We start from the raw sequence: 21542 nt of genomic DNA, 5'->3' as shown, positions 1-21542 counted from the left end.
GGTCAAGCGCATGGCTGCCATCCGCGACGAAAGAAGGCGCACGATCATGTCATCCTGGCCGACCGAGATCCGTCTCGCCAAGGACCGCCGCACGCTCCACGTCAGCTTCGACGACGGCGCAAGCTTCGCGCTGCCGGCCGAGCTGCTGCGGGTCGAAAGCCCTTCCGCGGAGGTGCAGGGCCACCATCCGAGCCAGAAGACGATCGTTGCCGGCAAGGCCGCGGTCGAGATCCTGAAAGTCGAGCCGGTCGGGCACTACGCGGTCAGGCTCGGCTTCGACGACATGCATGATACGGGTATCTACGCCTGGGACTATCTGCGCGAGCTCGGCGAGCAGATGGACGAGAAGATGCGCGCCTATGAGGCGGCTCTGGCGGCGAAAGGGCTGTCGCGGCAGAGGCGATAGCGACGGACAAGGACGGGGTTCAAGCTGACGTTAGGTCCTGCGCTTCGTGCAACCCTGGGATGCGGGTTCCGCCACAGGACTTAACATGTCCTTAACGCGCCGACCCTAGCCATAATCACACGCTGCTCGAATCGTCGACGGCGCTGGCTACGGGGGACTTGATGCGCGCAGGCTCGAAGGGTTTCGGAGCCGGAAGGCTTCTTCTGACTGTCAGCGTTGCCGCATTGGCTTCGTCCTCAGTTCTCGCGGGTGATTTCACGGCTGGCACCGATGCCGAGCTTCGCGCGGCGATCAACGCCGCCAACGCCAGCCCGGACGCCAGTTCGACGATTACGCTGACCGGTGATTTCGCCATCAGCACGGTGGCGCTGCCGATCCCGGCCAAGGCGATCACGATCGATACTGCGGGCTTTACGCTGGGCGGCCCTCCGGGGGTGAACAACAGCGGCGCTCTCCAGTTCAGGAACCTGAACGGCGGAAGCATCACCCTGCTGGGCAGCTATCTGGGCGGCACCGGCACGGCAGGTGCCAATGCCACCGGAGGCTATGGGCTTTTCGCTATCGGAACCGGCGCCGGTCCGCAGATCGTAAACAATGGGACGCTGACGGGCGGCGACGGCTACGCGGTGAGTGGACGAGGTGGAGCCGGTGCCCGTGTCCAGAATGGTACGTTCGTCAACAATGGCACCGTGCAGGCTGGCGACGGACGCGGCCCGCAGCAGGGAGGCGTCGGGCTTGAACTCGCCAGTGTCTCGCTGACCAACACCGGGCTCATCCAGGGAGGGTCGTCGGCGACGGCAGCCGGAGGCGCCGGCCTTCAGGTGATCGGCGGCGCGGGCAACACGCTGGTCAATACCGGTACGATCCGCGGAGGCACCGGTGCAACCGCCTCGGTTCTCACCTCCGGCGTGCTTTGGGGTAGCTCCGGCTTCGATAGCTTCGACAACAGGGGCGTCATCGAAGGCGGAAACGGCGGATACGGCATCTGGAGCAGCGGCACGTCAACTGGCGTCGGTATCATCAACAGCGGCACGATCAGGGCTGGAACGGGCCAGGATAGCGCTATCCTCGTCGGAAGCGGTGCAACGAGCTTCCTCAGCCTCGAGCTTCGGGCCGGTTCGCTGATCGTGGGCAACGTCGTCGCCAGCGCGGCTGGGTCCAACGACGTGTTGCGGCTCGGCGGCGTCGCCGATGCCAGCTTCGACGTTTCTGCCATCGGTCCGGCCGCGCAGTACCGCAACTTCGAGACGCTGGAGAAAGCGGGCAGCAGTACCTGGACGGTGACTGGCAGCGGCGACTTCGCAGGGTCGACCAACGTGTTGGCCGGCAAGCTCGTGGTGAACGGCTCGCTTGCCACTTCGGCCGTGACGGTTGCATCGGGAGCCACGCTCGGCGGCTCGGGCACGGTTGGCGCCACGACGATCCAGTCCGGTGCCACCGTCGCGCCAGGCAACTCGATCGGCACGCTGACGATCAACGGTGCATTCGCACAAGCGGCCGGCTCGACCTATCAGGTCGAGGTCGACCCCGGCAGCGTCACCTCGGACCTGATCCGGGTCAATGGCAGCGCGACGTTGGCGAGTGGCGCGGGACTATCGGTCATCAACTATACTGGCATTCCCTATGTCGGAGGGCAGCGCTACACGATCCTGTCCTCGGCCGGCGGGCTGACGGGTACTTATGGCTTTCCGGAGCAGGTGCTGACGCCCTTCCTGAGCCTGCGCGACAGCTATGACGCCAACAACGCCTATTTGACGGTGGTCCAGACCGCCACAGCCGGAGGCATTGGCTCGACGCCGAACGAGGTCGAGGTCGGCAACAGCGTCGATAGCCTGCCGGGTGGAGATCCCGTGCAGAGCGGGATCTACAATCAGGCGACCATCGGCGCGGCCCGCGCCGCCCTGAATCAGATCTCCGGGGAAATCCATGCCTCTGCCAGGACGGCGCTGATCGATGAGAGCTGGCTGCTGCGTGCGGCGGTCAACGACCGGCTTCGTGCGGCCTTCGGAGGGGTCGGCGCCCCGGTCATGCCGACGCTGAGCTATGGCTACACGGCTGACCGCTCTCCCGCCGTTCGTGGGCCGATGCCGGCGCTCGGCGCGGATCGGTTCGCCGTCTGGGGCCAGGGCTACGGCGCATGGGGCCGGACAGGCGGCGACGGCAACGCGTCGAAGCTGACGCACGCGACCGGCGGCGTCTTGGCGGGCGCCGATGTGGCCGCGTTCGATCATTTCCGTTTCGGCGTGCTCGCGGGCTACAGCCGCAGCACATTCGATGCGAAGGCGCGGATGTCGTCGGGCGAGAGCGACAACTATCACCTCGGCCTCTATGGCGGCGGCCGCTGGGGGGCGCTCAGTCTGCGGACGGGCGCGAGCTATACCTGGCACGATATCTCGACCAGCCGGGTCGTCTCCTCCGCCTTCCTGAGCGGCAATCCGCGCGCCGACTATAACGCCGGCACCGCGCAGCTCTTCGGCGAGCTCGGCTACAGAATGGATGCCGGCGGCATCGCCCTCGAGCCGTTTGCCGGGCTCGCCTATGTCAACCTGCATACCGGGCGCTTCGCCGAGCGCGGCGCTGCGACCGCGCTGACCGCGCAGGCCGAGGATGCGGGCCTGGGCTATTCGACGCTCGGATTGCGGGCCTCGACGAGCCTCAGCATCCAGGGCATGGATCTGACTGTGCGCGGCGGCCTGGCATGGCGCCACGCCTTCGGTGACGTCGATCCCTCGGTGACGATGGCCTTCGCCGGCTCGACGGCCTTCACCGTCGCAGGCCTGCCCATCGCGCGCGACGCGGCCATGGTCGAGGCCGGGTTGGATCTCGCGATCGGCCGCAGCACGAAGCTGGGCGTCGCCTATACCGGCCAACTGGCGGAAGATTCCCAGGACCACTCGTTCAGGGGTGTCCTGGCCGTGACGTTCTGACGGCGGCGGGTATTGTGCGAGGCGGCGGCGCAATCACCTGCGCCGCATCGCAGGACCGCGGGAAGTCCAGTCGGTGCCGGGATTTGTTCGGGCGCCGGCCTCCCGCGCTTGTCCTCAAGGCACCCTGTTCCCGCGCGGCAGCCATGCAGAGATGCTTGGCAGCGGGTTGGCCGCCCGGGGCTGCACCAAGGCTCCTACGAGGGCACGATCTTTCTTCTGTCGCAAGGGCCGGCAACCGCGTGCGTGACGCGCAGTTTGCCTGAACGCAAAAAGCCGGCGTAGCCGCCGGCCTTCGAAACAATCGCCTCGGCGTCGCTCAGCGGGCGACGACGACGCGGGTGCCGACCTTGGCGCGGTCGTAGAGGTCGATCACGTCCTCGTTCAGCATGCGGATGCAGCCCGAGGAAACGGCCTGACCGATGGTCTCCGGCTCGTTCGAGCCGTGGATGCGGTAGAGCGTCGAGCCGAGGTAGAGCGCGCGCGCGCCGAGCGGGTTGTCGGGGCCGCCGGCCATGTGGCGGGGCAGGTCGGGACGGCGCTTCAGCATCTGCGACGGCGGCGTCCAGCTCGGCCACTCCGCCTTGCGCGTGATGGCATGGGCACCGGCCCAGTCGAAGCCGGGGCGGCCGACGCCGACGCCGTAGCGCATCGCCTTGCCGTCCGGCAGCACGAAATAGAGGCGCCGCTCCGTGGTGTTGACCACGATCGTGCCCGGGCGCTGCCTCGTCGGATAGTCGACGATCTCGCGCGGGATGGCGGTCGCCTGCGCCTTGGCAGGGTCGACATACGTGACCAGCGGCTGGCGTGTCAGCGGGTCGATCTCGGCACGGGCGGCGCTGCCAAGAGCGAGCAGTCCAAGGCCGACGAGCACGGCCAGGCGGGTGGAGCGAAGCATCGAAGGAACCTCGGGCGGTCGGTGGCGCAGGGCACGAAGTTGACACGGAAAAGTCAACGTCTCCTCAATCTCCTGTCAGACTCAACAGGAGCGTGCAATTGCGCCGCCATCACATCGGTGAGAGCGGCCGAGCTTTGCCCTGCCGCGTTGCGCGCCTGCAACATTGCCTCCCGGCGAAGGCTGCCGGGCTCAGCTTCTCAGGACGACGCAGGCGCCCCTGTCGGCCTTGATGCGTCGGCACAGCGCGGCGGCTTCGGCGCGTGTCGCCGCCGGAAGGCGGACGCGATAGAATGCCCGCGTGCCCCGGCTGCGCAGCCGGGTGCCGATGACCATGGGCTGCAATTCGCCGATGATGCTGCGGTGCTGTGCGCCGGCGCGTCGGAACGAGGCAAGCGCGCGGGCCTTCGAGAAATTGCCGGCGAGCTGCACGCCCCAGGGAGCGAAGGGCGCCTCGGCGATGGCGGGCAGGGCCGGGCGCGCCCGGCGGAGGGCGACGAGGGTCGGCCCGCAGCTCGCCTCCGGGCCGCGCGTGGCAGGCAGCCGCGGCGGCGAGCGGGTGTCGCCGTCGGCGGAGCCGGCGGCATCCTCCGCCCAGTCCTCGGCCGGGCTCCCGGTGATCGAGAGAACGTAGTTTTCCGTCTCGAAGGGCAGGAATCGGCTTTGCCCGGCTTTGCGCGCTGCGAGCCAGCCGGCGACTCGGTTCGGGCCGCCATTGTAGGCTGCTGCGGCGAGCCCCCAATTGCCGAAGCGGTCGCGCAGCTCCGCCAGGAAATGCGCGGCCTTGGGCACGGCCTGCTCGGGGTCGAAAGGGTCGGCGAGCCCGCGCTCGCGCGCCGTGCCGGGCATGAACTGTGCCACGCCCTGCGCACCGGCCGGGCTGGTGACGCCGGGCCGGAAGCTCGACTCCTGGAAGATCAGCCGCGTCAGGAACGCCGCCGGCACCGAATGCGCCCGCGCCGCATCGTCGATCAGCCGGCACAGCGCATCCTCGATGCCGGAGGAGGGCGGTGCGATCTCCTCGGCCGCCGCCGGCCCGATGGCGGCGAGCGCCGCCGCGAGCATGATCGTGCGCAGGCATCTCGCCGGGCGGGGCAGGAGACGGTGGAGGTCCGAGGGCATCGGCCGTCTTCTTCGCATGTCGGGCGCGCCACAGCCAGCCGCGACACGGTTCCCGATTGTTCTGGGGTGCCCGCCTGTGCGAAGAGGCGCGGCGATCGGCGGCGCGGTCGCGGCAGGGAGCTGAATGCTGAGATGGCGAAAGCCTGGAAAGCCTGGTCGCGGTGGTTCCTGCTGGCAGCGGCATCCTTCGCCTTGCTGACATTCGGCTTCGTCGTCGCGCTCGACCCCTTCGGCATGCGGGTCCATGCCGGGCAGGCGGCCCGGCCGATCATGGACATCAACCAGCGCTACATGTATCCGCAGCTCGTCCGGTCGGGGGCCTTCGACGCTGCCGTCGTGGGCACCTCGACCATGCGGCTGATCGATCCGCGCGCGCTTTCGCGCGATCTCGGCGGGCATTTCGCCAATCTCGCGATGAACGCGGCCACGCCCTGGGAGCAGACCCAGACCGCGCGCCTCTTCCGCAAACATACACCCGCGCCGCGCTGGCTGATCTGGGGGCTGGACGCCAATTGGTGCGAGCCCGACGCCACCGATCCGGCAAAGCGGCTGACGCCGCGGCCGGTGCCGGCCTGGTTCTCCCGCGAAGTCCGCTGGTTCGATTGGCTCAAGCTGATGAACCTGACCAATCTCGAGATCGCCGGCCGATTGTTCGCACATCGCATCGGCTTCGAGCCGGAGCGCATCCGGGGCGACGGGTACGAGGTCTTCACCCCGCCTGAATGGAGCTACGACCTCGCCCGCGCCCGCGGTCATATCTACATGGGCAATGGTGGCGATCCGCTGGATCTCAGCCCCTTGCCGACGGTGCCCGTGCCTGCGGCCGAGAGCGCGGCCTGGCGCTTCCCCGCCCTGGAATGGCTCGATGGAGCGCTGGGCGCCTACCCGCCGCCGACGCGCCTGATCCTGGTGATGCCGCCGTCCCATGTCGCTGCCTTTCCACGGGAGGGCAGCGTCGCCGGCCAGCGCTATGGGGCCTGCAAGGCCGCGATCGCCGCCCTGGCGAAGCGTCGTGGCGCGACAATGGTGGACTATGCGCATCATTCTCCGGTGACGACGCAGGACGCCAACTACTGGGACGCGCTGCATTTCCGCCTGCCGATCGCGCAGCGGGTCGAGGCGGAACTGGTGGAGATCGCCAAGGGCGGCGCGCCGCGTCCGGACGGGGCCGCGCGGGTCCTGCGCTAGAGCAGCGGACCGAAAAGTGGAATCCACTTTTCGCGGAAATGCGATGCTCCGGCAATGAGATAGATTGTCGTTACCGCCTCCGACAGGACGCGCGATGATCCAGGCGTTCGGCGCAGGCCGGGTTTTCTAGAGCTGCTCGATCGAAGACAGTGAGAAATCCTCGCCGGCCGGGTTCTCGCCGACCACCAGCATCGTGTCGCCGGTGTAGTGATGGGGCGGAACGGGCAGGTTGTAGGGGGCGGGAACACCACGGAAGACGCGTCCGGCCAAGTCGTATTTCGATCCGTGGCAGGGGCAGAAATACCCGCCGGGCCAGGAGGTGTCGATGCTGGAATCGCCGGGATCGGGCCGGATGGCGGGAATGCAGCCGAGATGCGTGCAGATGGCGATGAGAACCATGAATTCCGGCTTCGTCGACCGACACCAGTTCCGGGCATAGTCCGGTTGCTGGACCATCGCCGAATCGGGATCGCCGAGCCTTGCGAGCAGCTTTGGGTCGCGCAGTTCGGCCAGAGCCTGCCCGGTGCGGTGCAGGATGAAGACCGGCTTCCCCTGCCAGAACACTGAAATCTGCTGGCCAGGCTGGAGATGGGAAAGGTCGACGGTGATGGGCCCGCCTGCCGCCTTCACCTCGGCGGAGGGCTTCATCGAGGCGAGCAAGGGCCAGACGGCCGCTCCGGCACCGACGGCGCCGAAGGCTCCTGTTGCTAGGAAGAGAAAGTCACGCCGGGAGGGCGACTGCGCAGGCAGTCGTAGTTGGGCTTGCGTGGACATCTTTCACGTCCCACTGTGCTGTGCCGCGTCGCCCAACGGCTGAATGGCGGCGATATGCCACCCTTCTCAAGAAGTGGTGCCGAACCCGCTGGAAACAAGAGCCGCGAAGCCGCTCAGGCCGAGCTTCCCTGCGGCGCGAAAGCCGCCAACGGCATGCCACACAGCGCCAACCAAGCCTGCAAGCAATATCGGAATGCCGGGAAGGAATGGTGGGCGATACAGGGATCGAACCTGTGACCCCTCCCGTGTGAAGGGAGTGCTCTACCGCTGAGCTAATCGCCCGGACGGGCCTCTCCTAGTCGGCGGGCCCGATGCCGTCAAGGACGGTTGTGTGCTCAGGAGGCGATGGCCACCGGATCGAGGGCGCGGGCGACCGCTGCCGGAAGCTCGTCGAAATGCTGGATGATGAAATCCGGCTCCAATGTCTCGATCGGGACGTCGGTATAGCCGAATGGCACGCAGATCGACGGAATGCCGGCCGCTCTGGCGGTGGCGATGTCGGTGCGCGAATCGCCGATCATCACCGCCCGCTGGGGATCGCCCTTGGCCATCTCGATCGTCATGGTGAGATGGCGCGGATCGGGCTTGAAATAGGGAAAGGTGTCGCGCCCCGCCACCGCGGCAAAGCGGCCGGCGATGCCGAAATGATCGAGGATCAGCCTGGTATGCAGGATCGGCTTGTTGGTGCAGACCGCGAGCGCATAGCCCTGGCCGGCCAGGCGGTCCATCGCGCCGAGGATGCCGTCGAAGAGGTAGCTGTGGGAGGCGACGTCCCGCGCGTAGATCGCGAGGAACTCCTGGAACAGCCGTTCCAGCGTGTCCGGTTCGAGCGGGCGCCCCGAGACCGTGAAGCCACGCTCGATCAGGGCCCTGGCTCCGGCACCGACCAACTCGCGCGCCCGTTCCAGCGGCAGGGCGGCCAGTCCTTCCTGCGTCAGGATGACGTTCAGCGTGCGCATGATGTCCGGCGCGGTCTCGGCCAGGGTGCCGTCGAGGTCGAAGACGACGATGGGGGAGAGGCTCATGATCGCGAGGGTCCCTCGGCTGCGGAGATTGGAGTGCGACCGCTTAAAGGTGCTTCGGCGGCGCTTGGCAAGCACGGCTGGCGCATGGCGGTAAGGCTGGCCTCAAATCCGCGCTGCTTGGTGCTACTCTGCCGTCGATTCGCCGCTGCTCGGGCGGCTGGGAACCTTGTGATGCTGAAGATGCCCGATCGACTGTGGCGCGGTTCGCGCGCTTTGCGCTGGTGCTTCATGCCGCTGCTCGTGGCAGGCCCGGCCTTCGCCGGCAATTTCGAGTTCGCGCCGGCGCCGCAGAACGACCTCAACCGCGTCTATCGCGTCGACAGGGCGACCGGGGAGGTCGGGGCCTGCCAGTTCCAGCTCAAGGAAGGCGGAGTCGGCGTCACCATCTGCTTTCCGGCCGGTGAAGGAGCCGGTCCGCAGACGCCGGGCGAATATGGCCTGATGCCGTCCCGGCACGAGAAGGAGGGCGGCATCTTCCGCGTCAACCTGCGGACGGGCGAGATGAGCATCTGCTACGTCTTCGACGACAAGACGGTGTGCACGCCGCAGGGGAAATAGGTCCGACCGGCGCAATTTCCGAGATGGGGGCTGGACTCGGCTCTGCCGGCACGGCAGGAGGGCGCGCCAGCCGCTTCGGCGGCGACCGACCTCCAGAAGGCCCTCCGGATACGACGATGAACGCCGACGAACTGAAGAGGCAGGCCGCGGCCCGCGCACTCGAACTCGTCCGCCCCGGCATGCGGCTGGGGCTTGGAACCGGCTCGACCGCGAAGCATTTCGTCGATCTGCTCGGCAGGCGGGTCGCGGAGGGGCTGGACGTCCTCTGCGTCGCGACGTCCGAGGCGACGCAGGCCCAGGCCCTGTCCCTGAACATACCGATGTCGACCCTCGACGAGACGCCGGCGCTCGACCTGACGGTCGACGGTGCCGACGAGGTCGACCCTCAGCTCCGCCTGATCAAGGGCGGCGGCGCCGCGCTGCTGCGCGAGAAGATCGTGGCGGCGGCCTCCGCGCGCATGATCGTGATCGCCGATGACGGCAAGCTCGTACAGATGCTGGGCCGCTTCCCGCTGCCGATCGAAGTGGTGCCCTTCGGTCTGGAGGCGACGCGGCGCGCGGTTGCGGTCGCGATCGAGGCGTCGGGCGCCGCCGGCCGGTTGACGCTTCGCGCCGGGGCGGATGACGGCCCGCTCGTGACTGACGGCGGACATTTCATTCTCGACGCCCATCTCGGCGCCATAGAGCGGCCGGAATTGTTGGCTCAGGCTCTCAACGCTGTTCCGGGTGTAGTCGAGCACGGCCTGTTCATCGGCCTCGCCACCGGAGCGATCCTGGCCGGGGCGGATGGGCTCCGGCTGCTCGGTCGGGTCGAATGATTCCATTCGGGCGCGATCCACGCTAAGGAACGCGGCAATGGGCCCGCGGGGCCGGAGGCGTCGCCGGGCTTTCCGGATGCGGCGTTACAGATGAAGGGGTTTTGAATCGATGGTCCGCCATTCTCTCGCCAGCGCGCTTCTCGGCCTGGTGCTGGTCTGCGCCGCTCCTGTCTTCGCGCAGGCTCCGGTCCTGACTCCGAGCCATATCCAGGTGGCTCGCGAGGTCATGGACCTGACCGGCGTCACGCAGACCATCACCGGCATCTACAAGGAGTTCGAGGAGAACGCGCCGCAGCTGATCGCGACGCGGCCGGAACTGAAGAAGGATGTCGACGCCATCGTCGCCGAGCTGAAGCCGGAGGCCGACAAGCGGGCCGAGGAGATGGCGAAGCTCGTGGCTGAGGCCTTCGCCCGGAAGATGTCCGAGGCCGATCTGAAGGGCGTTGCGGATTTCTTCAAGTCGCCGCTCGGGCAGACCTATTCGAAGATGCGGGGCGAGGCCATGAACGACGTGCTGCCGGTGCTGCAGCCCTGGAGCGTTCAGACGAGCAACTACCTGTTCGACCGGCTCTCGCAGGAGATGCGCAAGCGCGGCCACACGCTCTGACGCGCTTGCGGGCGTCGCCGGTGCATGGATGCGCGTCGCTGCGTTGACGGTCTGTGCCGAAGCTGGCGCGTCCAGGCACGATGATCGACCTTGCGAACGGCCGGTGGCAACCCCACCGGCCGTTCGCGCGACGGAGGAGAGGCGGCCTCCGGTATTTTCGCAGCTCGGGTCCCCGGCGCTGCCGACGCGATGGAGACCCAGGTCATGGCCCGCGAAACCGTCCTCGTGACCGGGGGCTCCGGCTTCGTTGCCGGCCACTGCATCCTCGCGCTGCTCGAAGCGGGTCACGATGTCCGCACGACCTTGCGCTCGGCGGAGCGGGAGGGCGCTCTGCGGGCGTCCCTGGCGGGCGCCGGCGCCTCGCTCGACGGCCGTCTCGCGATCGCGATCGCCGACCTGGCAGCTGACGATGGCTGGGATGCCGCGGTGGCCGGCTGCACATATGTTCTGCACGTCGCTTCCCCGCTGCCGGCGGCAACGCCCCGCGACGAGGGCGAGCTGATCGGTCCGGCCCGTGACGGGAGCCTGCGCGTGCTCCGGGCCGCAAAGCGGGCCGGGGTTCGGCGGGTGGTCCTGACGTCGTCCTTCGCCGCGATCGGCTATGGCGGCTCTCCCGGCCGGCCCTATGACGAGCGCGACTGGACGGATCCGGTCGCATCGGGGCTGGCCGCCTATCCGCGATCGAAGACCTTGGCCGAGAAGGCGGCCTGGGACTTCATGGACGGAGAGGGGCAGGGCATGGAACTGGCCGTCGTCAATCCCGTCGGCATCTTCGGTCCGGTGCTCGGGGCCGATCTTTCGGCCTCGATCGTGCTGGTCAGGAGCATGCTGGAGGGCCGGTTGCGCGCCTTGCCGCAGCTCATGTTCGGCGTCGTCGATGTGCGCGACGTGGCCGATCTGCACCTGCGCGCGATGACCGATCCGGCCGCCGCGGGAGAGCGCTTCCTCGCCACGGCCGGCGACTTCCTCAGCATGCAGGCCATCGCGCGGGCTCTGAAGGACGGGCTCGGGGCACGGGCCGGGCGCGTCTCGACGCTGGTGCTGCCGAACTGGCTGGTACGGCTCGTCGCCCGCTTCAGCGCCACGGCGCGGCAGGCAGCCACGCCCGAACTCGGGCGCGAGAAGAACGCGACGAGCGCCAAGGCGCAGGCGATGCTCGGCTGGCAGCCGCGGCCGGCAGCCGAGGCGCTGGTCGCGACCGGAGAGAGCCTCTTCCGGCTCGGCCTCGTCAGTCCTCCGACGCCTTGAACCGGTTGAGACCCTTCATCACGAATGGCGCGACCAGTGCGAGGAAGGCGATGCCCAGCAGCGTCGCCGAGATCGGGTTCTGCAGCAGGATCATCGGGTCGCCGAGGCTGATCTGCAGGGCGCGCCTGAGCTGGGCCTCCGCCATCGGGCCGAGGATGAGCCCGACCACCATCGGTGCCACGGGATAGTCGTAGCGGCGCATCAGGTAGCCGATGAAGCCGAAGGCGAAGAGCATCGTCAGCTCGACCGGCGAGCCGTTGACGGCGAGCGTCCCCATCGTCGCGAAGACGAGGATGCCGGCATAGAGCCAGGGCTGCGGGATCGCCAGCAGCCGGACCCAAAGCCCGATCAGCGGCAGGTTGAGGATCACCAGCATGACGTTGGCGATGAACAGCGAGGCGATCAGGCCCCAGACCAGGTCGGGCTTCTCCGCGAAGAGCAGCGGGCCGGGATTGAGGCCATATTGCTGGAAGCCGGCGAGCATGATCGCCGCCGTCGCCGAGGTCGGCAGGCCGAGCGTCAGCAGCGGCACCAGCGTGCCGGCGGCCGAGGCGTTGTTGGCCGCCTCCGGCCCGGCGACGCCCTCGATTGCGCCCTTGCCGAACTCATCGGGATACTTGCAGAGCTTCTTTTCGGTCGAATAGCTCAGGAAGGTCGGCACCTCGGCGCCCCCGGCCGGCAGCGCGCCGATCGGGAAGCCGAAGGCGGTGCCGCGCAGCCACGGAGCCCAGGAGCGCTTCCAGTCCTCCTTGGTCATCCACAGCGAGCCCTTGATCGGGATGATCTCCTCCGGGTCGCGGAAGCGCTTGGAGGCAACGTAGAAGGCTTCGCCCACCGCGAAGAGGCCGACAGCGAGCGTCGTGACCTCGACGCCATTGAGCAATTCCGGCACGCCGAAGGTCAGGCGCGCCTGTCCGGTCAGCTTGTCGATGCCGATCAGCCCGAGCGCGATGCCGAGGAACAGGCTGGTGAGGCCGCGCAGCGGGGAGTCGCCAAAGGTCGCCGAGACGGTGACGAAGGCGACGATCATCAGGGCGAAATAGTCCCAGGGGCCGAACTTCACCGCGACCTCGACCAGCCAGGGAGCGAGGAAGGCGAGGCCGATCGTCGCGATCAGCCCGGCGACGAAGGAGCCGATGGCCGATGTCGCGAGCGCCGGGCCGCCGCGACCGGCCTTGGCCATCTTCGAGCCTTCGAGCGCGGTCGCGAGCGAGGCGCTTTCTCCGGGGGCGTTCAGCAGGATCGCGGTCGTCGAGCCGCCATACATGCCGCCGTAGTAGATGCCGGCGAACATGATGAGCGAGCCGCCGGGGTCGAGCTTGAAGGTGACCGGCAGCAGCAGCGCGACCGTCAGGGCCGGGCCGATGCCGGGCAGCACGCCCACGGCAGTGCCGAGGAAGACGCCGATCAGGCAGAACAGCAGCTTCGATGGCTCGAGGGCGACGGTGAAGCCATGGAGCAGGGAGAGCAGGGTATCCATCGTGCCGCTCTCCTCAGAGGAACAGGCGCTCGAGCGGTCCCGACGGCAGGATCAGCGTCAGGAGCTTGGCGAAGGTGAGATAGATTGCGAGGCCGAGCACGAAGCCGATCGCAAGGTCGACCGCGAGGGCTTGCCGGCCCATGCCGCGCGACGTGCAGGCGAAGAGCAGGGCGATGGCGATGACGAATCCGCCTCCGAGCCCGATGCAGCCGATCAGGCAGACGAGGCCGCCCGCGATCCAGAGCAGTGCCTGGCTGTCGGCGGCGTCGGGCTTGGGGAGCCCGCCGCGAAAGGCGGTGACGAAATGGGCGAGGCCGAGAACGACGAGCCCGCAAGCCACGACGTAGGGCATGGCGGTGGGGCCGATTCCATAGGTCGAGGTGATGGTCTGCTGCGAGGCGTCGTAGCCGACGAGGAAGGCGACGGCCAGCAACAGGACGCCGACGATCAGGGCCGGCTTGTCGGCGCCTTGCGCGCGAGTCTCGTTCGTCATGGCGGTTCCGGGCGGTAGGCGGCGCCGGAGCGACGCACGGGCGATAAAAAAGGGAGAGGCCGGGAGTCTCCGGCCTCTCCGATGGAACAGGCCGTGGCCCTACTTCACCAGGCCGACCTCGTGCATCACCTTGCCGACGCGCTCGATCTCGTTCTTCAGGAAGCTGTCGAACGCCGGGCCGGCCAGGAAGGCGTCGTCCCAGCCGCGCGCCTTCAGGATTTCCTGCCACTCCTTCGACTTCGCCATCTTCTCGACCGTGTCGGTCAGAGCCTTGGTCTGCTCGGCCGAGAGGCCGGGAGGGGCGACGACGGAGCGCCAGTTCAGGAGCTCGAGATCGATGCCCTGCTCCTTCAGAGTCGGCGCGTCCGGCGCATTCTCGAGCCGCTTCGGCGAGGAGACCGCGAGCACGCGCAGCTTGCCGGCCTTGATCTGGCCCTCGAACTCGCCATAGCCGGAAACGCCGGCCGTGACGCGTCCGCCGAGCATGGCCGCGAGCGCCTCGCCGCCACCCGAGAACGGGATGTAGTTGATCTTCTTGGCATCGGCGCCGACGGCCTGCGCGAACAGGGCGGCGAGGATGTGGTCGGTGCCGCCGGCGGAGCCGCCTGCCCAGGTCACCTTGGCGGGATCGGCCTTGAGCTTCTCGGCGAGATCCTTGGCGGTCTTCAGCGGCGACTCGGCCGGCACGACGATGACCTCGGCCTCGGCCGTCAGGCGCGCGATCGGAGTGATCTGGGTCAGGTTGACCGGCGACTTGTTGAGCAGGATCGCGCCGACCATCACGAAGCCGTTGACCATGAGCTGGTCGCCCTGGCCCTTAGCGCCGATGAGCTGGGAGAGGCCGATCGTGCCGCCCGCGCCGGTGACGTTGTTGACCTGCACGCTCTTGACGATGCCCGCGCCGGTAAGAGCCTGCTGCATGGAGCGGGCAGTGCCATCCCAGCCGCCGCCGGGAGCCGCGGGTGCCATGATCTTCAGTTCGTTGAGCTGGGCGAACGCGGCCGTCGAGAGCGCGGCAAGGGCCACCGCCGTGATCGCGCCGCGCTTCAGGATCGATGTCAGCATGGATTCCTCCGGTTACGGCGTTTGCCGTCGTTTCTTGGGGCAGCAGGGCTGTGACATCCTGCCGCGCCGGGCGTCAATTGCGCCCGATTGAATAATGTCCTGTCAATAATTTTCGGGGTCGGCGGCCCATTTCTGCAGGATCTACGCCTTTGTTCCTACGACTCTGCGATGGGCTCGCGACAACGTGCTGGCGAGGTTTCGCCTGATCACGTAAGCGCAGCGCATGAGTGAGACACCTCCCGCGCGTCGCCATCTATCTGCGCCGAAATCGGCGCTGCCCCGGCGCCTGGCCTCGACCGGCGCCACGCTGCTGGCGGTGATGCCGCTGGCGATGTGGCTTGCCAATCGCTCGGCTCCGCTGATGCTCGGTCTGGCGGTCGTCCCGTTCCTCGCCGCGGCCGTGGCAGCCGGGCGAGGACAGGACCTCGCAGCGTCGCTGCGCCGTCTGCTCGCGACGCCGCCCGCGCTGGCGCTCGCCGGCTTCCTCGCCTGGGCGCTCGTCACCATTCTCTGGAGCCATGAGCCGGCAGCGTCCCTGCGCGCCTGGGCCGAGCTCGTGCTGCCGGTCGCGTTCGCTCTCGCCATCGCGTGTTCCGGCCGGTTCAGGCCGCGGCCGGGCTGGCTGCGGACGCTCGCGCTCGCGCTCGTCCTCGCCTGTCTGCTGGCGATCGTCGAGCTGGCCTCCGGGCTGTCCCAGCGTGCGGCGCTTGGCGTCGGAAAGCTGATGGGCTTCGTCTTCAATCGTCCTGCGATCACCACGCTCGTGCTCGCGGTGCCCACGATCCATGGCCTCTGGAACCTGCCCGGTGCGCGGCGCGCCGACAGGGTTCTCGCCGTGCTCGTCGGGCTCGCCGTGGCTGCCCTGGCGCTCCGCTCCGAAAGCGCCTCCGCGCGGCTCGGCTTCGCCGTCTGTGCGATCTGCTGGCTGCTGTCGGCGCTTCGGCCGCGCCTGACGCTGGCGGCCATTGGCTGCGCCTTCGTCCTCACCATGGCGATGGCGCCGGTCCTCGGGGTCGCCGCACATAACTGGCTGCCTTCGATCATCCTGAACCGCTTCGCCGTGATGACCGGCCAGGCCCGGATCGACATCTGGCTCAGCTTCGGCGAGGTGGCGCGGGCGCGGCCGATCGCCGGGGCGGGCTTTGGCACCTCCGCGACGATGGAGCGGAATCCGGTGGCGGCCGAGGTGGCACCGGAACACCGGGCCTTGCTGGCAGTGGGGCACCCTCACGACATGCCGCTGCAGGCCTGGGCCGAGACCGGCGCCGTCGGGGCCGGGCTGCTTACGCTGGCGGGCCTGTTCCTGCTGCTGCGGCTGCGGCGGCTGACGCCGTCGGAGATGGCGCCGCGGCTGGCGCTGTTTGCGGCAGCCTTCGCGATTTCCGTTGTCGGGCACGGCGCCTGGCAGGGATGGTGGATTGCCGTTCTGGGTGCTGCGATCCTGTGGTTCGGCCCCGGCACGAGCCTGCGACAAGGAGAAGACAATGGCTGAATTCGACGTCGATCTCTTCGTCATCGGGGCCGGTTCCGGCGGTACTCGCGCGGCGCGCATCGCCGCAGGCCACGGCGCGCGGGTCATGATCGCCGAGGAAGATCGCATCGGCGGCACCTGCGTCATTCGCGGCTGCGTCCCGAAAAAGCTCTTCGTCTATGCCAGCCGCTTCGCCGACGATTTCGAGGATGCCGCCGGCTTCGGCTGGACACTGCCCGGCACGCCGTCCTTCGACTGGCCGACGCTGCGCGACGCGGTGGCGAACGAGGTCACCCGCCTCTCAGGCCTCTATCGCAAGGGTCTCGAAGGCGCGAAGGTCGAGATCCGCGAGGAGCGGGCGGTGATCGAGGGACCGCATGCGGTCCGTCTGCAGCGAAGCGGCGAGGTCGTCACCGCACGCCACATCCTGGTCGCGACCGGCGGCTGGCCTTCTTTCGATCCGCCGATCCCTGGCGGCGAGCTTGGCATTTCCTCGAATGAGGTCTTCCATCTGCCGACGCTGCCGAAGCGGCTGCTCGTCGTCGGCGGCGGCTATATCGCGCTGGAGTTCGCGAGCCTCTTCGCGCGGCTGGGCGTCGCCGTCACCGTCCTGCATCGCGGCGACAACATCCTGCGCGGATTCGACGAGGACATCCGCAACCGCCTGCGCGATGCGCTGAAGGAGGCCGGCATCGCCTTCCGTCTCGGCTGCACCATCGAGCGCATCGAGGAGTTGCCGGACGGTGCCCGCCGCGCGCATTGCGCGACGGGAGCGCCCATCGAGGCCGATGTCGTGCTGGTCGCGACGGGGCGGCGGCCGAATACCAGGGGGCTCGGGCTGGAGAAAGCCGGGGTCAGGCTCGGGGCGCTCGGCGAGATCGCGGTCGACGCCGCATCGGCCAGCAGCGTTGCCTCGATCCACGCAGTCGGCGACGTCACCAACCGGGTGAACCTCACGCCCGTCGCGATCCGCGAGGGGCACGCCTTCGCCGACTCCGTCTTCGGCGGCAAGACGTGGACGGTCGATCACGGCACCATCGCTTCGGCCGTCTTCACCACGCCGGAGGTCGGCACGGTCGGGCTGACCGAGGCCCAGGCCGTGGCCGCGGGGCATGAGCTGCGCGTCTTCGAGTCCGGCTTCCGTCCCATGAAGGCGACGATCTCGGGCAGGCACGAGCGCATCTACATGAAGCTCGTCATCGATGCGAAGACCGACAAGGTGCTGGGCGTCCATATCCTCGGCCACGATGCCGGCGAGATCGTCCAGGCGGCGGCGATCGCGGTCACGATGGGCGCGACCAAGGCGGATTTCGACCGCACCGTGGCGCTGCATCCGAGCGCGGCCGAGGAACTGGTGACGATGCGGACGCCGCGGGCAAGCTGAGACCAGTCGCCGGACGCAGCCCCACGTCGAGCTGCCGACACGGTGAATCCGGCTCTCAGCCCCGCCGGTCGAACGCGATGATGCGATCCGTGCAATCGCACCCTTGCGCCGGGCCGCCGGCGCGCCTCGTTGGCAGCGGTGGCCATCCCTGCCGTCAGGGTGTATAGCCGCCCCTTCGCGCGACCCAAGGTTAACGACGCGCGATCTTCGAGAGGTCAGGAGCACGTAGTCCCATGTCCGAGCGGTGGACGCCAGAGAGCTGGAGGGCCAGGCCCGCCCAGCAGATTCCGGATTATCCGGACCAGGCAGCCTTGAAGGCGGTCGAGCAGCAGCTCGCCGGCTTTCCGCCGCTCGTTTTTGCAGGGGAGGCGCGCAAGCTCAAACGGGCGTTGGGCAAGGTCGCGGCCGGCGAGGCCTTCCTCCTGCAGGGCGGTGATTGTGCGGAGAGCTTCGCGGAGCACTCCGCCGACAACATCCGGGATTTCTTCCGGCTGTTCCTGCAGATGGCGGTCGTGCTGACCTTCGCCGGCGGCTCGCCCGTCGTGAAGGTCGGGCGCATCGCCGGGCAGTTCGCCAAGCCGCGCTCGGCGCCGAACGAGAAGATCGGCGACGTCGAGCTGCCGAGCTACAAGGGCGACATCGTCAACGACATCGCCTTCACGGCCGAGGCCCGCGTACCCGATCCGCGCCGGCAGCTCGAGGCCTACAGACAGTCGGCCGCGACGCTGAACCTGCTGCGCGCCTTCGCCTCGGGCGGCTACGCCAACCTCGACAACGCGCATCGCTGGATGCTCGGCTTCGTCAAGGACAGCCCGCAGTCGCATCGCTATCAGGAGGTCACCGAGCGCATCACCGAGGCGCTGGAGTTCATGCGCGCCATCGGCATCGATCCGGAGACCCATCCGGAGATGCGCACGACCGATTTCTACACCAGCCACGAGGCGCTGTTGCTCGGCTATGAGCAGGCGATGACGCGCGTCGATTCCACCACCGGCGAGTGGTACGACACCTCCGGCCACATGGTCTGGATCGGCGACCGCACGCGCCAGCTCGATCATGCCCATGTCGAGTTCTTCCGCGGCATCAGGAACCCGATCGGCCTGAAATGCGGTCCCTCGACCACGGTCGACGGCCTGCTCAAGCTGATCGAGGTGCTCGATCCGCAGAACCAGGCAGGCCGGCTGACCCTGATCGCCCGCTTCGGCGCCGACAAGGTCTTCGACAACCTCCCGGCGCTGGTGCGCGCCACCAAGCGGGAAGGGCGCAACGTGGTCTGGTCCTGCGACCCGATGCACGGCAACACGGTCAAGGCCGCGAGCGGCTACAAGACCCGGCCGTTCGATCTGATCATGACCGAGGTGAAGAACTTCTTTGCCGTCCACCAGGCCGAAGGCACCCATGCCGGCGGCCTGCACCTCGAGATGACCGGCAAGAACGTCACCGAATGCACCGGCGGGGCGCGCGGCATGACCGACGCCGATCTCAACGACCGCTACCACACGGTCTGCGACCCCCGCCTCAACGCCGAGCAGGCGCTCGAGCTCGCCTTCCTCGTCGCCGAGCTGGTCAAGCGCGAGCGGGCCGGGCGGGTGCGCCCGCAGGTCGAGGCGGCCGAGTAGCCCGTGCTCTCGACGATCGAAACAGGAAAGGCCGGAGCTCGTGCTCCGGCCTTTTTCGTTGCGGCAGGTCTGTCTGGTCAGAACTTGACGGCGACCGCAGCACGCGCCGTGTTGACTGTGGTGGTCGTACCTTCGACATCCGCGAAGCGGATCAGCTGGTATTCGCCGCGCAGGAAGATGTTCTCGCCGAGCGCCCAATCCACGCCGCCGCCGACCGCCAAGCCGAAGCCGTAGACGTTCTTTTTGGTCGCGCCGACGGTGAGGGGATATCCGGCAGCGGTGCCCTGATAGACTGCGCCGGTCACGGGATTGGTCTGCGTCAGATAGTTGGTGGCCGTCACCGTCGAACTGGTGTTGAACCGGCCGACAGCGCCGCCGATCGTGGCGAAAGGCATGAAGTTGCCGAAAGCCCAGCCCATGCGCAGGCGAGCCGTACCATAATCGTTGAGCTTGGCGCTCTGGTTCGTCGTCAGGGAGAAGTCGTTGACCGTCCCGTCAGGCGTCACGACGCGGCGGGCGATATAGTCGTCGATCTGATAGGCGTGGCCCGATCGGGTATAATCTGCTTCCAGGCCCAGCACCGCGTCGCCAAACGCCCAATTGTAGCCGAGGAAGCCGAAGTAGGTGACGCCGCTGTCGCTCTTTTCGGGAAGGTTGTTGACCAGCGAACCCATGTTGACCTGCTGGCCGAGCGTGGTGTTTCGGAAGGCAAAATTCGCCAGGTCCTGCAGGCCGGTGCCGGGTTTGAACTTGGTGTCGGACGCTCCCGCGCCGCCACCGAAATAGAAGCCCGACCAATTGGTCGAGCCACCCAGCAATGCCGGCGCCGGCGGGGCGTCGTCGATCTGTGAGCCGCGCAGCACCGGATAATCGGCCGCGACGGCCGGCGAGCCGAGCATCGCCGCAACAACAGCGGCGCCGGCCACGCATGTCATGGAACGGATACGCATCCTGATCTCCCCGGCAGTATTCGGCTGGTCCCGTCTCGCCTGCCCGGGTCAATTCATGCCTTGGTAACCCTAATGCGCGGTTAACGATGGGGAATTTCGGTTACCGGCACGATTGTCGCCCGCCGGCAAACGCGCGATAAGCCGCGGCATGACATCGTCGACCTCGCATTCTCCGCTGGTGCGCTTCGCGCCGTCCCCCACCGGCTATCTGCATATCGGCAACGCTCGGCCGGCGCTGTTCAACTGGCTCTTTGCCCGGCGCCACCACGGCCGTTTCCTGCTGCGCTACGACGACACCGACATCGCGCGCTCGAAGGCGGAATACGCCGACGCCATCGCCGAGGATCTCGGCTGGCTCGGCATCCGGCCCGACGCGGTCATCCGGCAGTCCGAGCGGCTCGCGATCTACGACGCGGCTGCCGGCCGGCTGCGCGCCGCCGGCCGGCTCTATGCCTGCTACGAGACCCCCGACGAGCTCGACCGCCGTCGCAAGCGCCAGCTCGCGCGCGGCCTGCCTCCGATCTACGACCGAGCCGCGCTGAAGCTCACGGCGGAGCAGAAGGCTGCCTTCGCGGCCGAGGGCCGCAAGCCGCACTGGCGCTTCCTGCTCGAGGCGCGGGACGTCGCCTGGGACGATCTGGTGCGCGGCCCCTCCCATGTCGATTGCGCCTCGCTCTCCGATCCGGTGCTGGTCCGCGAGGACGGCAGCTATCTCTACACGCTGCCCTCGGTGGTCGACGACGTCGAGACCGGCGTGAGCCACGTCATCCGAGGCGAGGACCATGTCACCAACACCGCGGTCCAGGCACAGATATTCGAGGCGCTTGGTGCCGCCCTTCCGGTCTTCGGCCATCACAACCTGCTGACTACCGCGAGCGGAGAAGGGCTCTCGAAGCGCCTTGGGCATCTTTCGTTGCGCGGCCTGCGCGAATCCGGCGTCGAGCCTCTGGCCGTGGCGGCGCTGGCGGTGCTCGTCGGCACGTCCGATGCGGTGCGTCCGGTCGCGAGCCTCGACGAACTCGCGTCGCTCGTCGAGCTCGCGCACGTGTCGCGGGCGCCGGCGAAGTTCGACGAGCACGAGCTGGAGACGCTCAGCGCGCGAACCTTGCACCAGATGCCGTTCATGGCGGTCGCGGACCGGCTCGCGGCGGCCGGCATCGGCGGTGGCGAGGCCTTCTGGCTGGCCGTCCGCGGCAATCTCGGCAAATTCGAGGAGGCGAAGCTCTGGTGGAGGGTCGTCGAGGGGCCGGTCGTGCCCGTCATCACCGAGCCGGACTTCGCGGCGAAGGCGGCCGCAGCGCTGCCGCCGGAGCCTTACGACGCCGCGAGCTGGAAGAACTGGACGCAGGCCGTCTCCGCCGCCACCGGCGCCAGGGGCAAGGCGCTGTTCATGCCGCTGCGCCAAGCCCTGACCGGGCTCGACCACGGCCCGGAGCTGGCGGCGCTTTTGCCGCTGATCGGGCGGGAGAAGGCGCTGAAGCGGCTGGCCGGCGAAAGCGCCTGAGCCCTTCGCGC

Annotated in this window: 19 protein-coding genes and 1 tRNA gene; 11 read left to right on the top strand and 9 right to left on the bottom strand. The window is 68.3% G+C overall.

Going from position 1 to position 21542, the window contains the following annotated elements; translation table 11 throughout:
• The first annotated feature begins 43 nt into the window (after positions 1-43).
• Both BGO20_RS07640 and BGO20_RS07635 read left to right on the top strand, forming a co-directional pair.
• Positions 44-406 carry a gamma-butyrobetaine hydroxylase family protein gene (locus BGO20_RS07640; RefSeq protein WP_291661714.1) on the top strand — a complete coding sequence of 121 codons (363 nt, stop codon included), beginning with the start codon at positions 44-46 and terminating at the stop codon, positions 404-406.
• A 224-nt stretch (positions 407-630) separates the two neighbouring features.
• Positions 631-3333, top strand: coding sequence for an autotransporter outer membrane beta-barrel domain-containing protein (locus tag BGO20_RS07635; RefSeq protein ID WP_291661214.1), 2703 nt, complete (start codon positions 631-633; stop codon positions 3331-3333).
• 316 nt (positions 3334-3649) lie between these two features.
• On the opposite strand, the gene BGO20_RS07630 is transcribed toward BGO20_RS07635, so the two are convergent.
• Both BGO20_RS07630 and BGO20_RS07625 read right to left on the bottom strand, forming a co-directional pair.
• Positions 3650-4228, bottom strand: coding sequence for a L,D-transpeptidase (locus tag BGO20_RS07630; RefSeq protein ID WP_291661212.1), 579 nt, complete (start codon positions 4226-4228; stop codon positions 3650-3652).
• 189 nt (positions 4229-4417) lie between these two features.
• Positions 4418-5347, bottom strand: a complete 930-nt coding sequence (locus BGO20_RS07625; RefSeq protein ID WP_291661211.1) for a lytic transglycosylase domain-containing protein — start codon at positions 5345-5347, stop codon at positions 4418-4420.
• A gap of 132 nt (positions 5348-5479) precedes the next feature.
• Here BGO20_RS07625 and BGO20_RS07620 point away from each other — a divergent pair, with 132 nt between their 5' ends.
• Positions 5480-6535 carry a hypothetical protein gene (locus BGO20_RS07620; protein WP_291661209.1) on the top strand — a complete coding sequence of 352 codons (1056 nt, stop codon included), beginning with the start codon at positions 5480-5482 and terminating at the stop codon, positions 6533-6535.
• A gap of 126 nt (positions 6536-6661) precedes the next feature.
• Here BGO20_RS07620 and petA read toward each other — a convergent pair whose 3' ends face one another.
• The 3 genes from petA to gph form a co-directional block, all read right to left on the bottom strand.
• Positions 6662-7309, bottom strand: coding sequence for a ubiquinol-cytochrome c reductase iron-sulfur subunit (gene petA, locus BGO20_RS07615; protein ID WP_291661208.1), 648 nt, complete (start codon positions 7307-7309; stop codon positions 6662-6664).
• 207 nt (positions 7310-7516) lie between these two features.
• Positions 7517-7591, bottom strand: a tRNA-Val gene (locus tag BGO20_RS07610).
• Positions 7592-7644: 53 nt separating this feature from the next.
• Complete coding sequence (gene gph, locus BGO20_RS07605; protein WP_291661206.1) at positions 7645-8334, bottom strand: phosphoglycolate phosphatase; 690 nt, start codon at positions 8332-8334, stop codon at positions 7645-7647.
• Positions 8335-8562: 228 nt separating this feature from the next.
• Between gph and BGO20_RS07600 the strand changes: the two genes are divergently transcribed.
• From BGO20_RS07600 to BGO20_RS07585, 4 genes are all read left to right on the top strand, one after another.
• Positions 8563-8892 (top strand): hypothetical protein, encoded by a 330-nt coding sequence (locus tag BGO20_RS07600; RefSeq protein ID WP_291661713.1) that lies wholly within the window; start codon positions 8563-8565, stop codon positions 8890-8892.
• A 116-nt stretch (positions 8893-9008) separates the two neighbouring features.
• Positions 9009-9710 carry a ribose-5-phosphate isomerase RpiA gene (gene rpiA / locus BGO20_RS07595; RefSeq protein WP_291661205.1) on the top strand — a complete coding sequence of 234 codons (702 nt, stop codon included), beginning with the start codon at positions 9009-9011 and terminating at the stop codon, positions 9708-9710.
• A gap of 109 nt (positions 9711-9819) precedes the next feature.
• Positions 9820-10317, top strand: a complete 498-nt coding sequence (locus BGO20_RS07590) for a DUF2059 domain-containing protein (RefSeq protein ID WP_291661204.1) — start codon at positions 9820-9822, stop codon at positions 10315-10317.
• 204 nt (positions 10318-10521) lie between these two features.
• Positions 10522-11565: an SDR family oxidoreductase gene (locus BGO20_RS07585; protein WP_291661202.1), complete on the top strand. Its 1044-nt coding sequence runs from the start codon at positions 10522-10524 to the stop codon at positions 11563-11565.
• On the opposite strand, the gene BGO20_RS07580 is transcribed toward BGO20_RS07585, so the two are convergent.
• The 3 genes from BGO20_RS07580 to BGO20_RS07570 all read right to left on the bottom strand — a co-directional run bounded on the left by BGO20_RS07580 (position 11546) and on the right by BGO20_RS07570 (position 14603).
• Positions 11546-13045 carry a tripartite tricarboxylate transporter permease gene (locus BGO20_RS07580; RefSeq protein ID WP_291661200.1) on the bottom strand — a complete coding sequence of 500 codons (1500 nt, stop codon included), beginning with the start codon at positions 13043-13045 and terminating at the stop codon, positions 11546-11548. The two genes, BGO20_RS07585 and BGO20_RS07580, sit on opposite strands and share 20 nt — an antisense overlap.
• Before the next feature lie 13 nt (positions 13046-13058).
• A complete protein-coding gene (locus BGO20_RS07575; protein ID WP_291661199.1) occupies positions 13059-13538 on the bottom strand; it encodes a tripartite tricarboxylate transporter TctB family protein in 480 nt (159 codons plus the stop codon).
• Positions 13539-13637: 99 nt separating this feature from the next.
• Entirely contained in the window at positions 13638-14603 is a 966-nt protein-coding gene (locus BGO20_RS07570; RefSeq protein ID WP_291661198.1) for a Bug family tripartite tricarboxylate transporter substrate binding protein, read from the bottom strand.
• Between the two features lie 223 nt (positions 14604-14826).
• On the opposite strand from BGO20_RS07570, the gene BGO20_RS07565 reads away from it, so the two are divergent.
• The 3 genes from BGO20_RS07565 to BGO20_RS07555 all read left to right on the top strand — a co-directional run bounded on the left by BGO20_RS07565 (position 14827) and on the right by BGO20_RS07555 (position 19077).
• Positions 14827-16095 carry an O-antigen ligase family protein gene (locus tag BGO20_RS07565; RefSeq protein WP_291661196.1) on the top strand — a complete coding sequence of 423 codons (1269 nt, stop codon included), beginning with the start codon at positions 14827-14829 and terminating at the stop codon, positions 16093-16095.
• A complete protein-coding gene (gor, locus tag BGO20_RS07560) occupies positions 16088-17458 on the top strand; it encodes a glutathione-disulfide reductase (protein WP_291661194.1) in 1371 nt (456 codons plus the stop codon). The genes BGO20_RS07565 and gor overlap by 8 nt, the downstream gene beginning before the upstream one ends.
• Positions 17459-17691: 233 nt before the next feature.
• Positions 17692-19077 (top strand): class II 3-deoxy-7-phosphoheptulonate synthase, encoded by a 1386-nt coding sequence (locus tag BGO20_RS07555; RefSeq protein ID WP_291661192.1) that lies wholly within the window; start codon positions 17692-17694, stop codon positions 19075-19077.
• A gap of 77 nt (positions 19078-19154) precedes the next feature.
• On the opposite strand, the gene BGO20_RS07550 is transcribed toward BGO20_RS07555, so the two are convergent.
• Positions 19155-20027, bottom strand: coding sequence for an outer membrane protein (locus BGO20_RS07550; RefSeq protein WP_291661190.1), 873 nt, complete (start codon positions 20025-20027; stop codon positions 19155-19157).
• Positions 20028-20175: 148 nt separating this feature from the next.
• Between BGO20_RS07550 and gltX the strand changes: the two genes are divergently transcribed.
• Entirely contained in the window at positions 20176-21531 is a 1356-nt protein-coding gene (gltX, locus tag BGO20_RS07545) for a glutamate--tRNA ligase (protein ID WP_291661189.1), read from the top strand.
• The last annotated feature ends 11 nt before the right edge of the window (positions 21532-21542 follow it).

Origin of the sequence: Allobosea sp. 67-29 (genome assembly GCF_001898115.1) — a bacterium.
Taxonomy (GTDB): domain Bacteria; phylum Pseudomonadota; class Alphaproteobacteria; order Rhizobiales; family Beijerinckiaceae; genus Allobosea.
Note: the sequence above shows the minus strand (reverse complement) of the source record. Positions and strands in the feature narration are given on the sequence as shown.

Coding starts and splice junctions, on each gene's coding strand:
- BGO20_RS07630 (WP_291661212.1), bottom strand. CDS start 4,228: ATGCTTCGCTCCACCCGCCTGGCCGTGCTCGTCGGCCTTGGACTGCTC.
- BGO20_RS07625 (WP_291661211.1), bottom strand. CDS start 5,347: ATGCCCTCGGACCTCCACCGTCTCCTGCCCCGCCCGGCGAGATGCCTG.
- BGO20_RS07620 (WP_291661209.1), top strand. CDS start 5,480: ATGGCGAAAGCCTGGAAAGCCTGGTCGCGGTGGTTCCTGCTGGCAGCG.
- petA (WP_291661208.1), bottom strand. CDS start 7,309: ATGTCCACGCAAGCCCAACTACGACTGCCTGCGCAGTCGCCCTCCCGG.
- gph (WP_291661206.1), bottom strand. CDS start 8,334: ATGAGCCTCTCCCCCATCGTCGTCTTCGACCTCGACGGCACCCTGGCC.
- BGO20_RS07600 (WP_291661713.1), top strand. CDS start 8,563: ATGCCGCTGCTCGTGGCAGGCCCGGCCTTCGCCGGCAATTTCGAGTTC.
- rpiA (WP_291661205.1), top strand. CDS start 9,009: ATGAACGCCGACGAACTGAAGAGGCAGGCCGCGGCCCGCGCACTCGAA.
- BGO20_RS07590 (WP_291661204.1), top strand. CDS start 9,820: ATGGTCCGCCATTCTCTCGCCAGCGCGCTTCTCGGCCTGGTGCTGGTC.
- BGO20_RS07585 (WP_291661202.1), top strand. CDS start 10,522: ATGGCCCGCGAAACCGTCCTCGTGACCGGGGGCTCCGGCTTCGTTGCC.
- BGO20_RS07580 (WP_291661200.1), bottom strand. CDS start 13,045: ATGGATACCCTGCTCTCCCTGCTCCATGGCTTCACCGTCGCCCTCGAG.
- BGO20_RS07575 (WP_291661199.1), bottom strand. CDS start 13,538: ATGACGAACGAGACTCGCGCGCAAGGCGCCGACAAGCCGGCCCTGATC.
- BGO20_RS07570 (WP_291661198.1), bottom strand. CDS start 14,603: ATGCTGACATCGATCCTGAAGCGCGGCGCGATCACGGCGGTGGCCCTT.
- BGO20_RS07565 (WP_291661196.1), top strand. CDS start 14,827: ATGAGTGAGACACCTCCCGCGCGTCGCCATCTATCTGCGCCGAAATCG.
- gor (WP_291661194.1), top strand. CDS start 16,088: ATGGCTGAATTCGACGTCGATCTCTTCGTCATCGGGGCCGGTTCCGGC.
- BGO20_RS07555 (WP_291661192.1), top strand. CDS start 17,692: ATGTCCGAGCGGTGGACGCCAGAGAGCTGGAGGGCCAGGCCCGCCCAG.
- BGO20_RS07550 (WP_291661190.1), bottom strand. CDS start 20,027: ATGCGTATCCGTTCCATGACATGCGTGGCCGGCGCCGCTGTTGTTGCG.
- gltX (WP_291661189.1), top strand. CDS start 20,176: ATGACATCGTCGACCTCGCATTCTCCGCTGGTGCGCTTCGCGCCGTCC.